Here is an 11,923-nt window from a genome sequence, read left to right on the forward strand (position 1 = left end):
AGAGGTGTATCAGAGACAGGCCCGGGTCAGCCCGGCGTCGCCGCAGTACGCCTCCAGGCAGCCGACCTCCCCGCAGGCGCAGGTCGGCCCGTCCTCGGAGAGCGGCAGGTGCGCGATGTCGCCGGCGCTGCTGGTCGATCCCCGGTAGAGCGTGCCGCCGAGCACCAGTCCGCAGCCGATCGACGTGCCCAGCTTCAGATAGAGAAAGTCGTCGAAGGTGCGGCCGATGCCGGCGTGCTGCTCGCCCAGCGCCAGCACGTTCGCGTCGTTGTCGACCAGCGCCGGGCAGCCCAGCTCGGCGGCGAAGGCGTCCCGGACCGGGAAGCGTTGCCAGCCGGGCAGCGCGGTCGGCGCGATGGAGGCGCCGTCGTCGACCGGCCCGGGCAACGCGACACCGACACCGGTGGGTTCGGCGCCTCCCGACTCGGCGCGGAGCTTGCCGGCCAGTTCGACGCACCGCCCGATCACCGGCTCGGGTCCCTGGCGGACGTCGGCCGGCTCGCTCGCCTCGGCCAGCACGTTCAACTCACCGTCGGTGACCGCCACGCTGATCCGGTCGGCCCCGACGAGCACGCCGACGAACCGCACCCCGGCGGCGAGCCGGAGCAGGGACGAGCGCCGTCCGCCCCGGGACGCGGCCGGGCCGGCGGTCTCGATCAGGCCGCGGGCGACGAGGCGATCCAGTTCGGTGGTGAGAGTGGTACGCGACAGGCCGAGCAGGTCACCCAGCTCGACCCGGGAACGCGGGCCCTCGTCGCGCAGCAACCGGACGAGTCGCGCCTGCTGCGGGTTCTCCGGCCGGAGAAGGGCCATCCCCACCACCTCCGGTCCGGAGTCTTCCACGACGGTGTTTCGGCACTGTGGCCGGAATCGTCCGCCCAGTGCCTGCGCTGTCCGGTCCTGGGCGCGCCCTGCTCTGTCCCGCTGCGCCCGGTCCCGCCCGCCCTGGTTCTCGACCTTCGGCCGGCACCTCCTGCCTTGGCCCGTGTGCCCCGACCTGGCGCGACCGGCACCTGTCCGGGCACGACGAGTGGGCGGCGAGGGGCGGGAGGTGCTGTGGAGACGGGGGGATCGTGAGGTGGGTAGATTTCTTGTCGCTCCAGCGACAACAAATCTACCCACCTCGTCGCTCGGCTCAGCCGAGTGCGGCCGGACGTCGCGCCCGGAGCCTGCGTCGATCGGCGAGCGGCGGGTACACGGCGACGGGCCCGGCCGCCGAGGTGGCGGCCGGGCCCGTTCGCGTACGGCTCTAGAGAGTGCTGCCGTTGGTGCCGGTCGGCTTGCGGGGGGTGGCCGACGTCGAGCTGGTCGCGCTCGACGAGCTGCCGCCCGCCTTGCTGCCCGCCGTCGCCGGAGTGCCGGCGTAGGTGTCGTCCGCCGGGGTCAGCCCGTGCTTGCCGTTGCTGTGCAGCTTCTCGCCCAGCTTGGAGTGCTCGAGCTTGTCCTTGCCCTCCTGGTAGAGGCGGTTGGCCTGGGCCTGCGCGACCCCGGCCGCCTCCTGGACCGTCGGGTGGTCGAGGACCTTGCGGCCCTGGATCACCAGCTCCTCGTACTTCTCACGGCCGGCACGGGCGCCCAGGACGAACCCCGCAGCCAGCCCGCCAAGGAACATGATCTTTCCGCGCATGGCGGCTCCTTTCGTACCTGGCGCGCTGTCTTCCGCCTCCCGGAGGCCGGGCGGTGGTCGATCGAACTCGCGCCTGCGTCATGTCGTCGGCAGTTATCTACCCATCCTCCTCTCCGCTCATACCTCCTTGGGCCGCGATGACGATTTATCCGTCTGCGTCCGGTTGGCGACCTGTCCTGCGGATGGATAACCCCCTAGCCCACGACCCCCCGGAATCCTGTACTCTTGTGCCGGTCGCGCGGCGCGGAGAGATCCGCACCAAGCGGTGCACGGTCCCCCGTAGCTCAATTGGCAGAGCAGCCGGCTGTTAACCGGCAGGTTTTTGGTTCGAGTCCAAACGGGGGAGCTCTCCTTACTCCCCGCAACGCCCACCGGCACCCGGTGGGCGTTCGTCGTCTCCGACGCCGGCCCCAACCTCGGCCCCGGTCGAGCCGGGCCTGGCCGCACGGCGCTGGCAGGCAGCGAAAACGGGGACACCGGAGCCGAAGATGATCACCTATGATCCTCGCTGTGCCCGCACCCCTCCCGCCGGTGACCTTCGACGTCGCGGCGGCATACCCGCAGGTCGCGGCCGGTCGGGATGCTCTGGCTGCCGGTGACTGGCCGACCCTGCGCGCGCTCGTCGACGCCCAGGACGCACACGGCCGGACCGTCCTGGTCGGCGAGATCGGCGACGCCCCCGACGCGGAGAGGTTCCTGCGCGAGGTGTTCGCCGAGCATCCCGAGGACCCGGTGGCCGGGGCGATGCTCGGCGCACACCTGATCCGGGCCGGCTGGCGCATCCGCACCGCCCGACGGGCCCAGCATGTCAGCCGCAAGCAGTTCGCCGACTTCTTCGACCACCTGCGCCGGGCCGAGCAGATCCTGATCGAGGTCACCGCCCGCCACCCGCAGGACGCGGCAGCATGGACCCAGCGGATCACCAGCGGCCGGGGACTACAGGTGGGGCAGGCCGAGGCCCGCCGCCGGTACGACCGGCTCGCCGCCCACCACCCGCACCACCTGCCGGCACAGGCGTCGCTGCTCCAACAGCTCTGCCCCAAGTGGAGCGGCACCTGGGAGAAGGCGCACGCGTTCGCCCACGAGTGCGCCGAGGCCGCACCACCCGGGGCCGCCAACGCGGTACTCGTCGTCGAGGCGTACCTGGAACAGGCCCTCGACCATGACCGGGTCTCCGCCGCGAGCGAGTTCCTGCGCGACCCGGCGGTGGCCGCCCGGATCCGCGCGGCGGCGGAACGCTCCGTCTGGCACCCCGACTACCGCGACGGCTGGGGTGGGGTGTGGGTACGCAGCACCTTCGCCCTCGCGTTCTGCCTGATGCAGGAGTGGCACCCGGCGGCACGGGAGTTCACCGCACTCGGTGGCTTCGGCGACGAGTCGATGTTCGGTTACCTCGGCGACGGGGCGACCGAGTTCCAGCGGCTGCGCGCGAAGGCGTACGCGAAGGCCGGCCAGTCGTGATCGCGCACCTGGACACCGACGGGGTCCCCACGCTGCTCGCGCCGACCGGCGGGCCGATGCGGGCCGGGCTGACCTTCCGGGTCGGCACCGCCGACGAGACCCTCGCCCGGCACGGCATCACCCACCTGCTCGAACACCTCGCCCTCGCCCCGCTCGGCAGCGCCGACCACCACTTCAACGGCGCCACCGGACCGATCTTCACCACCTTCCACATGCAGGGCTCCGAGCAGGACGTCGCCACCTTCCTGACCGCCGTCTGCGCCCACCTCGCCGACCTGCCCACCGGGCGGCTGGAGGTGGAGAAGGACATCCTGCGGACCGAGTGGAGCAGCCGGGGCAGCGCGGCCATCGACGACATCCCGCTGTGGCGGCACGGTGCCCGCGACTTCGGGCTGGGCAGCTACCCCGAGTGGGGACTCGCCGCACTCACCGCCGACGACCTGCGACAGTGGGCGGCGCGCTGGTTCACCCGCGAGAACGCCGTGCTCTGGATCGCCGGTGGCCGCGTCCCCGACGGGCTGACCCTGAAGCTGCCAGGCGGCACCCGGCAGCCCGTACCGGCCGCGTCGTCGGCACTGCCCGCCACCCCGGCGTACTTCGTGCGCGGAAACCAGGCCGTGGTGCTCGACGCGGTGGTGCGACGCGGGCACGCCGCCGGACTCTTCGCCGACGTGCTGGAACGCGAACTGTTCCGCGCGTTGCGCCAGGACGCCGGCCTCTCCTACACGATCGCCGGCGGCTACGAGCCGCGCGGTGACGGCCACGCCGTCCTGCGCGCCCTCGCCGACGCGCTGGCCGAGAAACAGGACGCCGTCCTCGGCGGCTTCGTCGACGTGCTGGCCACGCTCCGGGTCGGCCGGATCGACCAGGCCGACCTCGACGCCGCCGTGGCCAAGCGCATCGAGATGTTGGCCACCGCCGAGGCCGACGCCGCCAGACTGACCGGGTACGCCTTCAACCTGCTCACCGGCGAGCCCAACCTCAGCCTCGACGAGCACCGCGCCGCACTGAGGGCGGTCACCGTGGCCGACCTGCACGAGGTCGCCCACGAGGTGCACGCCTCGGCCCTGCTGATGGTGCCCGAGGGCACCCGTGCCGACTGGGCCGGTTTCGTCGCCGCCCCCACCGTCTCCGAGGCGGTCCCCGCCGGCACCGCCCACCGTTCCCGCGACGACGACGGCCAGCTCCGCGTCGGCCCCGACGGCATCAGCTACCTCGGTGACGGCGGCCCGCTGACCGTCCGGTACGCCGACTGCGCCGCCATGCTCGCCTGGCCCGACGGCGCCCGCCAACTCATCGGTCACGACGCGATCGTGCTGCACGTCGAGCCGACCCTGTACGACCTGCGCCCACCCGGCCTGGGCGTGTTGGACGCCGCCGTACCCGCCGACCGGCAGGTCGCCATGCCACCCCGCGACCCTGAGCAGATCCCACAACCCGGCGCGGTACGCGAGTACCGCGACCGCCGTGATCACGTTCCCCGCTCCCGGCGTGCCCGGCGGGAGACGTTGCTCCTGCTGCTCGGCGGCCTGGTCGTCCTCGGGCTCGGCGGCCGGGCCCTACTGCTCACCATCGACGTGGTCCTCGAACCCCCCGCCGGAGACGTCGGCGGGCGGTGGGGTGCGGTCGTCCGGGGATGGCTGCTCACTGTTATCCTCGCGTTGCCCATCGTGCTGTTGGTGCGGGGGCGACGCCGGTGAGAAGCGGCCACCGATGCTGGCCGGTGATCGACCGGGCGGGATAAGATCCGCGCGGTGCCGGGGCGGTAGCTCAGCCGGTTAGAGCAGGGGACTCATAATCCCTCGGTCACGGGTTCGAGTCCCGTCCGCCCCACCAGCTACGGATACCCCAACAGAGGGTGCAAGGTCGCAGAACGCGGGCTACGGGCCGACGTCGCGGCCACCCGGTGGCCGGACTTCGTGCGGGGTGATGGATTCGTGGGTCAGTTCTGGCCGGGGCTTGCTACGGGCAGCCCTGCTTCCTTGGCACAAGCGAGCAGCCGCCGGTCGTAGGTGACGAAGGCGGTGAGTGCCGTGCCGGACTCGTTGGTCAGCACCTGGGCGGTGGCCAGGTGGATGGCGTCGAGGCTGCGGAGTGTCGGCTCGGCGAAGGCGGCTGCGGTGGCACGGATCGTGCTGTCGATCTCCAGTCGGAACAGTCGTCCGACAGCAGCCGGCACTCCGATCAACGCCTGCGGAGCCGATCGGCGGAGCGCTCTGGGTACTTCCACCTCGACGAGCGCGGAGGAGACCAGCGGCACGTCGTCGTGCTCGTTGAGCCAGGAGACGAGGTCGGTGCTGCATGCTTCCTGCCGCACCAGCTTGATGACGGCGGCGGAGTCGAGATAGATCACCAGCGCTCCTCGTCACGCATCGCCGTGAGCGAGGCGGCCACGTCCACACTCTCGTCGCCGAGCTTCGGAGGAAGTGGGACAGGGCCCCCGCCGGTGGGGGCGACGGCCCGCCCTGCCGCTACCAGCTTGGCCAGAATCGACCTGTCGTCACCTACCGGAACAAGTCGGGCGATCGGGTGTCCACGATCGGTGATCTCGACGGTCTCCCCGCCACTCACCCGAGCCAACACCTGGCTGGTGTTCTGGTTCAGCTCCCGAACACCGATGCGTTCCATGGACCCGAGTGTAGAACCAGATGTTCTACGCATCTAGCTCCTGGCGCAGTCCGGGCTGTCTCTTCGCTGACCAGGGAGATCCACGAGGGTTTAGGTCATGGCGGCTGCCGGGCGGATCCAGCTGGTGATGTCGGAATCATCACGCACGACCCCGAGGTCCGTGGGCGGGCAGGCTCAGGGTCAGCGGAGCGCTGGCGAACGTGGCGGTGTGGTCCGCATGGTGGCGCCTCCGGCCCACCAGCTAAATCGAGGCTTCAGCCAGCCAGGGGTGCCACCAACCGAAGCCTGGGCTTCCTGTGGCGAAGACGTCCAGGACGGCCTGTTTGTTGGCCGTCCCGATGGTCTTTGCTGGCATGCCATGAAAGGGTGTTCCGATGAGCGCCACCTTAGCTGTGAGTCACCGGGTCGGCATCCTGGGTGTCGGCTACGAAGGCCGCTCCATCGGTGAGTTCGTGAGTGGCCTCGTGGACATGAACGTCACACGCCTGGTCGATGTCCGGATGACGCCGATCTCACGCAAGCGTGGTTTCAGCAAGTCGGCCCTTAGTCAGGCGCTCGCGGCGCAGGGGATCGTCTACGAGCACCGCAGGGAGCTGGGTAACCCGAAGGAGAATCGCCCCGGATTCGGTGGCAGTCCCGAGGAGTTACGCTCGGCGAGAGCGGCGTACGCCTCTTTGCTGCACCACGCTGAGCCCTCGGCGGCGCTTGACGCGCTCGCCGAGAGCGGGCAACGCGAGTTGGTAGCGTTGCTCTGTTTCGAGGCAGACGAAAGCCGTTGTCACCGCCAGGTCGTCATGCGCCTGCTCGAAGATCGCATGCCTATCGTTTCGGCCAGTACACGCCCAGCACGCTGAACACGTGCACGCGCTTGGCTTGGTTGCCTACATAAAAGGCGACGTCACGGTTCGGCGCGCACATCTCTCCGAGAAACTTGGTCTCCAACGCCTCCCGCAACGCAGCGTCTGAGTGACCAGCGAGTCGTCGTTGTAGCGCTACCAGCTCCCAATCGATCACATGCTGCTTGTGTCCGTTGCACCCGCGCTCGTGGCAGCGGTAGTGGTAGGCGGCCTTGAAACGGGGTGCTTCTAGCGGGGACCTGCTCCGACCGCTGAAGAGGTCGGGCTGGCTCGCGTACGCCTCGATCCTGCGCTGCTCGTCGATGGTCCAGCCGGGGTGCGGCGTTACCTTGAAGGCGCGGACTTCCTTGGGGCGCACGAGAGCCAGCGATTGTGCGTCCGCGTGATCCTGAGCTTCGCGGTTGAGTCGGCACATTGAATCCTGAATGGCCGGGTCAAGCAGCGGCTGTCGCGATCTCCAGCCGTCGAGATGACGCTCCTTCTGGATCCGGTCCATCACCGGCTTCCAGCTCTCGCGCCGTTGATCCTGCCGTGCCGGTTTGGCATCGACAGAGATGATGTCGTACTTCTTGAATGCCTCATCGCTGTCGAGGTGTCTGAAGTTGATCGGGTAGAGGCGGACCCACGTCGGCCTCAAAACGTCTGTCCGCAGCCCTGCCACGCAGACGGTCTCCCCGTACTTCTCCGAGGGGTTCGGGGCAGCCTTAACGGTGATCAGTAGTTGTAGCCGGACCGTTCGGTCGTCGGCAGGCTTCGGGTCAGGTCCGGCCTCGCTCGGACCGAATAGCGACATCTGGGCCATGAGCGCCTCCAGCTGCTGTAGCCGTAGGTAGCTGTCCGATCACACAGTGATTCAGGTTCTCATGGCATCGACGGGTCGGCATAGAGGTGTGCTGTCGCTTGTGGTGTCAAGCGAGGAGTGCTCCAAGTGGGTGCCGTGCTGTGAGCTGCCTCGACCGGGCTGCGGTTGCAGCCAGCGGTTGGTCTTTGTCGTATGGCCGTGCGGGTGCCGCCGGTGTCCGGGTCGGGACAGAGCGCGTCCGGGTGACCGACGATGACGTCATCATCGTCGATATCCACCCCTCGCACGACTCGCGTCTGAACGGAGAAACGATGCGGACGCAACCCCGACTGCGGTCCATCGCCACACTGGCCGCCGCCCTGGTCGCCACGCTCACCGCCGCACTGCTGCCGGCCGCGCCGGCTCTCGCGCTGCCCTCGGGCACCGGCTGGTCGGCCTCGTGGAACTACTACCACCCCACCGCCTACCAGTACTCCGGCACGCTGCCCGGGGTGCGCCTGACCGGGTACGCCACCGACAACGCCGGCATCTCGTCCACCGTCGGGACCATCGAGGACATCGCGGCGGACGGGCGTTGTGCCCGGGTGCTGCTCTACGCCGCCGGCGTCGGCTACATCGCCGACCGCACGGCCTGCGGCAACGGCACCTACCTGACCTACAACACCGGCACCTACAGCCAGGGTCTGCTGGTGGTCGTCTATCGGATGATCGACGGCACCACCACGTACGACAAGGGGTTCCATCTGTTCATCCCGGCCTCGGCCACGGACTCCGGGCTGCGGACGGTCGGCACCGGCGCGAGCTGGTCGTACTACACCTCGACCGCCTTCCAGTACGCGATCACCCGCGACGGCGTCAGCTCGGTGGGCTACGGCGCACACCAGTCCGGTGACCTGCGCTCCTCGGTGAGCACCGTGCAGAAGACCGCCGGCACGGCGGGCTGCGCCTCCGGCAAGGTCACCGGCGGTACGACGGTCAGTGGCAGCACCTGCGTCAACGGCGGTACGGCCTCGTTCCACCGGTTCGACCACAGCTACAACCTGGAGGCGTCCGCCTGCTACCAGCCGACCGCCGGCACCCAGCGCTGCCTGGCGGTGAACATCCCCGAGCCCTGGTGACACCGGCCGTCCCGCCACCGACATCGCCGCGACCGGACCGGGCCGACTCGGGTCGGCCCGGTCGACGGGGTCAGCGGCGGGTCTTCGGCAGGTCGAACTGGTCGGCGCGGCGGCAGTCCCGCTGGTTGCCGATCGCCTCGGGACCCAACCGGTCGAGTACGGCACGCGCCCGGTCGCGGCCCCGGTTCCAGGCGTACCACGGATCCGGTTCGGCCAGGTCGTCGGCGATCCAGCTCAGGGTGCACCGGCGTACCGGGTCGGGCAGGGCGGCCAGGGCGGGCGTGGCGTCGGCGGAGAGCGCCCGCAGATACCAGGCGTCGATCCGGCCGGTCTCCTGGTAGCGGTCGATGTTGCGGCGGGCCACGTAGTCCTCGGGGTTGAGCGCCGCCAGCCCCAGCAGCATCACCACCGCGAGCGCCGTGGTGAGCCGGGGGATCCAGCCGCCGCGCCACCGGACGCCGGCCACCAGGACCATCAGGAAGACGGCTCCGAGCAGCACCTCGAACGCCATCACGAAGACGCGCTCGCCGGTGAAGCTGTAGACCTTCTGGTACGTCCACATCCGCGACAGCGCCGACACCACGATCACCACGCTCAACGCGCTGAGCAGGCCGAGCAGGATCCGCAGGAGTACCCGGTCGCGCGGGGTGTCCCGGCGGGCCCAGCGGGTCACCCCGCCGAGGACCGCCAACGTCAGCACGGTCACCGCGACCAACTGCCAGAAGCCGCTGCGGGCGTACTCGGCGTAGCTGAGGCCGGTGGTCGACAGCACGTGCCGTTGCCCGCCGAAGAGAACGGTGAACTGCACCAGCACGAAGCCGGCGAAGAGAGTGGTGAGAGCGGCGATCGGCGGGGCCCACTCGACCGGCCCGAGCCGGCGGTCGGTCGGCCGGTCCACCAGGGACAGGTCCGGTGGCGCCGCGAGTGTGAAGAGCGCGGCCACCGCGATCAGGCCACCGACGGCGGCCAGGAACAGCCACCGGACCACCCCGCCGGCACTGACCTCGGGGACGAGGACGCCGAGTGCCTGGGAGAAGGCGGCGTCGGCGGAGGAGAGCAACGCACCGAAGACGACCAGGACGGCCACGGTGGCGGCGACCGAGCCGACGACACGGCGGGTGGTGCCGTCGCCGCCGGGCGCCCGGACGTGGGCGCGCACCCACGGCAGTCCGCGCAGCGCGGCGAGCGGGGCGGCGCCCAGGCTGAACAGGATCGAGCGCATCCGCCGTCCGCCGACTATCGCCAGGGCCGCGCAGCACAGCGCCGCGAGCACGCAGAACGTCACCAGCCACCAGGCGTTGCGGAAGGCCAGCACCGCGAGCAGCGCCAGGGCGGCACCGGCCCATCCGGCCCGGACCCACCGCTCTGCCTTCGGCAGGTCGGTGGTGTGCCGGCGGACCGCGACCAGCACTGCGGCGGTCAGCACCAGCCAGCCGAGGAACCAACCGACGCCGGTACGCCCCAACGGCACGAACGCGGCCACCCCGAGCGCCCCGGCCAGGACCGCCAGCGGGGTGGCCCGATCACTGGCCGGTGCGGGGCCGGGCCACGCCCGGTCCAGGAACGACGGTTGCAGTGGCCGTGGCCGGAATTCGTATGGCGAGCCGGTGGTCCGGTAGCCGGGCACTGGCGGCCCGGGAGCGCCGGGCGGTGCCGCCGAAAGTGCCGGACCGGGAGCTACCTGGCCCGGCGCTGCCGTCTCCGGGATCCGCTGCGCTGGTGGTGATGCCGCTTTCGAGACCGGCGCGGTCACCACCGGAGCCGGGGAGACCGGGGGAGTCCCGGTCGGGAGCGTGGAGCCGACCGGGGTGGACACGGTCGGGGGCGGGGTCGCCGGGGCGGCCACCGTCGAGGTGTCCGGGCCGGTGGCGGCCGGGTCGTCGTCGGCCGCCACCAGCGGGAGGAAGATCGCGTACCCCCGGGTGCCCGGCGGCACGGTCACCGGGATCGCCCAGGCGGGCTGGTCGGCGGCACCGGGCCAGACGATGGGCGACAAGCCGTCGGTGGGTGGCAGGACCAGCAGCCGGGGTGGCGTCCCGGTGGGACCGGCGTCGGATGGCACAGGGATGTCGCCGGGTTCCTCGGTCGGGGAACGCTCGGCGGGTGGCGGCTGGGACACCGCGCCCTCCTCGATGGACGAATTGCCGTCACTCTAAGCGCGGTACACCTCTGCGCGTTGTCCCCTCCGCCCGGGACGCGGCAACCCGGTCGACCCGGTTCAGCCGGGCGTGCCGGTGCCCCGGCCCCGGTCGTCCAGGACCAGCGGGGCACGGCCGCGTACGGCGTACCGGATGTGGGTGACCTCGGGGGTGGGCACCACCCGGGTGGGGGACATCTCGATCGCCTCGAAGTCGTCCAGGCCCAGGTCGGGGGTGAACAGGCGCAGACCGTCGCCGAGTACCACCGGCACCACGTGCAGTTCCACCTCGTCCAGCAGGCCGGCCCGCAGCACCTGCCGGACCAGGCTGCCGCCGCCGGCCACCGCCACGTTCCTGCCGCCGGCTGCCGCGCGGGCCTGTGCCACGGCGGCGGCCACGCCGTCGGTGACGTAGGTGAAGCTGGTGCCGCCCTGGCGCCGTAGCGTCGGGCGGGGACGGTGGGTCACCACGAAGACCGGCGCCCGGAACGGCGGCTCGTCGCCCCACGGCACCTCACCGCCGTCGGCCATCCGGCGGCCCATCACGTACGCGCCGGCGGCGCCGAACGACTCGGCGACGATCTCCGAGTTGACGTCGTGCTCGCCACCGGCGAACCCCTGCCGTTCGCGCCACGACGACGCGGCGGTGACCCAACGGGTGACCCGGAAGAAGCCGTGGCTCTCCGCCGAGTGCATCCAGTCGCCGGTCCCGTCGTGCCGTGGACCGGCGTAGCAGCCGTCCAGCGACACCGACAGTTGCGCGGTCACCCTGGTCATCTCCGTACCTCCACAGTCTGCGGCGGGCACCCGCCGCTCACCGGTGGATCGGAGCCGGACCGGCCGCTTCTACCGATCGGTGCTGTGACCCGGGTCACTCTCGCAGCGGGCCGCGCGACGCAGCAGGTGCCGCCGCTCGGGATCGTTTCCGGCGAGGTCGGCCGCCCGACGCCAGGCCACCGCCGCAGCGGCGCGGTCGCCGGCCGACTCCAGCAGGTGGGCGCGGACCGCGTGCCGGCGGTGGTGGTCGGCGAGCAGGCCCGACTCCACCTCGCCCAGCAGCGCCAACCCGGCCTGCGGCCCGTGCACCATGCCCACCGCCACCGCCCGGTTCAGCGTCGCCACCGGGTTGGGCGCCAGCCGCTCCAGCACCTCGTAGAGAGCGAGGATCTGCGGCCAGTCGGTCTCCTCGGTGTTCGGCGCCTCGGCGTGCACGGCGGCGATGGCGGCCTGCACCTGGTACGGGCCCGGCGGCGAGCTGGCGAGGCTCCGCGCGACCAGCGCGCAGCCCTCGGC

Annotated in this window: 11 protein-coding genes, 2 tRNA genes and 1 pseudogene; 6 read left to right on the top strand and 8 right to left on the bottom strand. The window is 71.2% G+C overall.

The window, feature by feature from the left end:
* Positions 1-9: 9 nt before the first annotated feature.
* Both EYA84_RS16275 and EYA84_RS16280 read right to left on the bottom strand, forming a co-directional pair.
* Complete coding sequence (locus EYA84_RS16275; protein ID WP_236145795.1) at positions 10-813, bottom strand: ROK family transcriptional regulator; 804 nt, start codon at positions 811-813, stop codon at positions 10-12.
* 436 nt (positions 814-1,249) lie between these two features.
* Complete coding sequence (locus tag EYA84_RS16280) at positions 1,250-1,627, bottom strand: hypothetical protein (RefSeq protein ID WP_131053924.1); 378 nt, start codon at positions 1,625-1,627, stop codon at positions 1,250-1,252.
* A 273-nt stretch (positions 1,628-1,900) separates the two neighbouring features.
* On the opposite strand from EYA84_RS16280, the gene EYA84_RS16285 reads away from it, so the two are divergent.
* From EYA84_RS16285 to EYA84_RS16300, 4 genes are all read left to right on the top strand, one after another.
* Positions 1,901-1,973 (top strand) — tRNA-Asn (locus EYA84_RS16285).
* A gap of 164 nt (positions 1,974-2,137) precedes the next feature.
* Positions 2,138-3,088 carry a lipopolysaccharide assembly protein LapB gene (locus EYA84_RS16290; protein ID WP_236145796.1) on the top strand — a complete coding sequence of 317 codons (951 nt, stop codon included), beginning with the start codon at positions 2,138-2,140 and terminating at the stop codon, positions 3,086-3,088.
* Positions 3,085-4,788 (top strand): pitrilysin family protein, encoded by a 1,704-nt coding sequence (locus EYA84_RS16295; RefSeq protein ID WP_131053926.1) that lies wholly within the window; start codon positions 3,085-3,087, stop codon positions 4,786-4,788. Before EYA84_RS16290 ends, EYA84_RS16295 begins: the two co-directional genes overlap by 4 nt.
* A gap of 59 nt (positions 4,789-4,847) precedes the next feature.
* Positions 4,848-4,924, top strand: a tRNA-Ile gene (locus EYA84_RS16300).
* A gap of 106 nt (positions 4,925-5,030) precedes the next feature.
* Here EYA84_RS16300 and EYA84_RS16305 read toward each other — a convergent pair.
* Together EYA84_RS16305 and EYA84_RS16310 are read right to left on the bottom strand one after the other, a co-directional pair.
* Positions 5,031-5,441, bottom strand: a complete 411-nt coding sequence (locus EYA84_RS16305) for a type II toxin-antitoxin system VapC family toxin (protein WP_131053927.1) — start codon at positions 5,439-5,441, stop codon at positions 5,031-5,033.
* On the bottom strand, positions 5,438-5,716 hold the full coding sequence (locus tag EYA84_RS16310; RefSeq protein WP_131053928.1) for a type II toxin-antitoxin system Phd/YefM family antitoxin: 279 nt from the start codon (positions 5,714-5,716) through the stop codon (positions 5,438-5,440). Before EYA84_RS16310 ends, EYA84_RS16305 begins: the two co-directional genes overlap by 4 nt.
* Before the next feature lie 374 nt (positions 5,717-6,090).
* Between EYA84_RS16310 and EYA84_RS16315 the strand changes: the two genes are divergently transcribed.
* Entirely contained in the window at positions 6,091-6,570 is a 480-nt protein-coding gene (locus EYA84_RS16315) for a DUF488 family protein (protein WP_236145797.1), read from the top strand.
* Here EYA84_RS16315 and EYA84_RS16320 read toward each other — a convergent pair.
* Positions 6,536-7,375 (bottom strand): hypothetical protein, encoded by an 840-nt coding sequence (locus tag EYA84_RS16320; protein WP_131053929.1) that lies wholly within the window; start codon positions 7,373-7,375, stop codon positions 6,536-6,538. The genes EYA84_RS16315 and EYA84_RS16320 overlap by 35 nt on opposite strands.
* A 311-nt stretch (positions 7,376-7,686) precedes the next feature.
* Between EYA84_RS16320 and EYA84_RS16325 the strand changes: the two genes are divergently transcribed.
* A complete protein-coding gene (locus EYA84_RS16325) occupies positions 7,687-8,493 on the top strand; it encodes a hypothetical protein (RefSeq protein ID WP_131053930.1) in 807 nt (268 codons plus the stop codon).
* A gap of 70 nt (positions 8,494-8,563) precedes the next feature.
* On the opposite strand, the gene EYA84_RS16330 is transcribed toward EYA84_RS16325, so the two are convergent.
* The 3 genes and pseudogenes from EYA84_RS16330 to EYA84_RS16340 all read right to left on the bottom strand — a co-directional run.
* On the bottom strand, positions 8,564-10,612 hold the full coding sequence (locus EYA84_RS16330; protein WP_236145798.1) for a DUF4153 domain-containing protein: 2,049 nt from the start codon (positions 10,610-10,612) through the stop codon (positions 8,564-8,566).
* A gap of 99 nt (positions 10,613-10,711) precedes the next feature.
* Complete coding sequence (locus EYA84_RS16335; protein ID WP_131053931.1) at positions 10,712-11,407, bottom strand: dihydrofolate reductase family protein; 696 nt, start codon at positions 11,405-11,407, stop codon at positions 10,712-10,714.
* 69 nt (positions 11,408-11,476) lie between these two features.
* Positions 11,477-11,923, bottom strand: a pseudogene (locus EYA84_RS16340) (RNA polymerase sigma factor); the annotation flags it as partial.

The organism is Verrucosispora sp. SN26_14.1 (genome assembly GCF_004307965.1).
Taxonomy (GTDB): Bacteria; Actinomycetota; Actinomycetes; order Mycobacteriales; family Micromonosporaceae; genus Micromonospora.